Raw genomic sequence first — 2,231 nt, forward strand, 5'->3', positions numbered from 1 at the left:
GGGAGCTGCCCGGCATCGCGCCCGAGATCCTGGAGATGTGGGCGCGCCCCGTCGAGGACCACGGCATCGAGGCCGAGCTGGACCGGCGGGTGGCGCACTGGCGGCTGTTGAGCGGCGATCAACTGCCCTTCGACGCGGCGTACTTCAGGGAGCTGGAGCGGCGCGTCATCGAGCATGCGGGTGGCTACGTGGAGTCGTCGGCCCATGCTCGCGCCGACAGCTCCGGCATGCTCCGCACGGCCGAGCTGGCCGCGAACCGGGTGCCCGTGCTGGTCGTGTCCGCCACCGGCGAGCCGGTCTTCCCGCTGCCGCACCCCCAGCATCTCGCCCAGGTCGTCGCCGGTGCGCGCGTGGTGGAGATCCCGGGCATGGGCCACGCGCTGCCGCCGACGGTGCACGGACCTCTGGAGAAGGCGATCCTGGAGCACACGCTGGGGCGTGGGGCTGGACGTGGGGCTGGGCCTGGGGGCGCGCTCGGGCGGGTGTCGGCCGGGGAGTGACTCACTGCGCCTGCGCGTCGGCCGGGGGAACCGTCACCGGCCACCGCCCCGGGTGCCCCGGCGGCAGGGCCAAGTCCCGTCGCACGGCCGCGTAGTAGGCCTCGCGTGCGGCGCGCTGGCGCTCCAGGAGCGCGGACCACGCCTCGGGGTCGTGGGTGTCCGCCCGCAGGAACCGCTCCATCCGGATCACCAGGAGCACCCATGAGCGCGCCTCGTCGACGACTTCCGGCGCGCCGAGCATGAGCAGGGCCTCCCCGGCGGGGTCCCGGGCCTCGGCGGCCTGGGTGAAGTGCGGGACGGCCTCTTCGGGGGAGAGGGGATGCGGGTGCGGGTCGTTGCCGAGGTGGGCGGCGACCCGGTAGGTGAGGCTGACGGTCTGCCTCAGGACCCGGGCGTACTCGGTGTAGACGGCGAGCCGCCGTTCCTCCCAGCGGGCGGCCTGCTCCCGCCGGAAGCGGATGCGGTCGCCCCGCGTGATGGCCACATAGGACCCGAGCGCGCCGATGACCACGCCGAGCAGTGCGGGCAGTTGCTGTATGAACTCGGGCACAGGCGGAACGGTAGCGCGCACGGGTCGTGCGGTCGGGCGGGGAGGCCGTGGAGCCCGTTCAGGAACCGGCCTTGATCGCCGAGATGTCGAAGTTCAGCTTGATCTTGTCGGAGACGAGCACGCCGCCGGTCTCCAGCGCCGCGTTCCAGGTGAGGCCCCACTCCGAGCGCAGGATCTCGGCCTTGCCCTCGAAGCCGACGCGCTCGTTGCCGAACGGGTCCGTGGCCGCACCGTTGAACTCCAGGTCGATCGTGAGCGGCCGCGTGGTGCCCAGGATCGTCAGGTCGCCGGTGACGCGGTAGTCGTCGCCGCCCAGCGCCTCCGTCTTGGTGGAGCGGAAGGTCATGTCGGGGAACTCCTCGGTCTTGAAGAAGTCCGCGCTCTTCAGGTGACCGTCGCGGTCGGCGTTGCCCGTGTCGATGCTCTCCATCTTGACGTCGAGGGAGGCCGTCGATCGGCGCGGTTCGGAGCCGTCCAGGCGCAGCGTGCCCGTGAAGTCGAGGAAGGAGCCCTTGACGTTCGTGACCATGGCGTGGCGCGCGACGAAGCCGATCGTCGTGTGCGACGGGTCGATCGTGTAGTCGCCGGTCAGCGCGGCGAGGTCCGGGTTGACCGCGGTGGGGGCGGCGGCAGCCGGGGTGGTGGCGGTGTCGGTGTCGTTCTTGCGGCCGAAGAGACCCATGACGTGCTCCTTGGGGGACGGGCTCCGGGGGTGGAGCCGCTGTTGAATGTTCAACGAGATTGAAGGTAGCGCGATTCGGTTCAACTTTCAACCTCTAGGGCGACGTGTCGGCGTGATTGCGCGGATTGGCCGAATGGAGTGCCGGGTGGCGCCGCGTGGCGCCACCCGGTGTCGCGTGGCGCTGGCGTGATGCCATGGTGGCGCCATGTGTGGGTGCGCCTGCTCTGACCTGCGGAAATGGGTGATGGGTGCCATGTGGGGCGCGGTTTCGGCGCCATTGAGGCTTGCGGTGGTGCCAATGTGGTGCCATGATGGCGCTATGAACCTCACGCAGTACGTCGATCAGCTCCGGCAGGAGCTCGCCGTGGCCGCCGAAGCGGGCGGGGACGAGGCGCGGGCCCTGGCCGAGCGCCTCACCGCCCCGCTGGAGTCGGCCGCCCGGCTCACCCTGCTGAACGCGCTCTCCGCCGCCGCGGACGAGATCACCGTCGACCTCGCC

General features: G+C 71.3%; 3 protein-coding genes and 1 pseudogene. 2 read left to right on the forward strand and 2 right to left on the reverse strand.

Annotated elements, in window-relative coordinates; translation table 11 throughout:
- On the forward strand, positions 1–500 hold a 500-nt coding region (locus AOK03_RS39755; RefSeq protein ID WP_425264457.1), incomplete at its 5' end, for an alpha/beta fold hydrolase.
- A 1-nt stretch (position 501) separates the two neighbouring features.
- On the opposite strand, the gene AOK03_RS39760 is transcribed toward AOK03_RS39755, so the two are convergent.
- Together AOK03_RS39760 and AOK03_RS39765 are read right to left on the reverse strand one after the other, a co-directional pair.
- A complete protein-coding gene (locus AOK03_RS39760) occupies positions 502–1,050 on the reverse strand; it encodes a hypothetical protein (RefSeq protein WP_055570190.1) in 549 nt (182 codons plus the stop codon).
- A gap of 58 nt (positions 1,051–1,108) precedes the next feature.
- Positions 1,109–1,732 carry a YceI family protein gene (locus AOK03_RS39765; protein WP_055570191.1) on the reverse strand — a complete coding sequence of 208 codons (624 nt, stop codon included), beginning with the start codon at positions 1,730–1,732 and terminating at the stop codon, positions 1,109–1,111.
- Between the two features lie 319 nt (positions 1,733–2,051).
- On the opposite strand from AOK03_RS39765, the pseudogene AOK03_RS39770 reads away from it, so the two are divergent.
- Positions 2,052–2,231: pseudogene (locus tag AOK03_RS39770) on the forward strand (hypothetical protein); the annotation flags it as partial.

Origin of the sequence: Streptomyces atriruber (genome assembly GCF_001418325.1) — a bacterium.
GTDB lineage: Bacteria > Actinomycetota > Actinomycetes > Streptomycetales > Streptomycetaceae > Streptomyces > Streptomyces atriruber.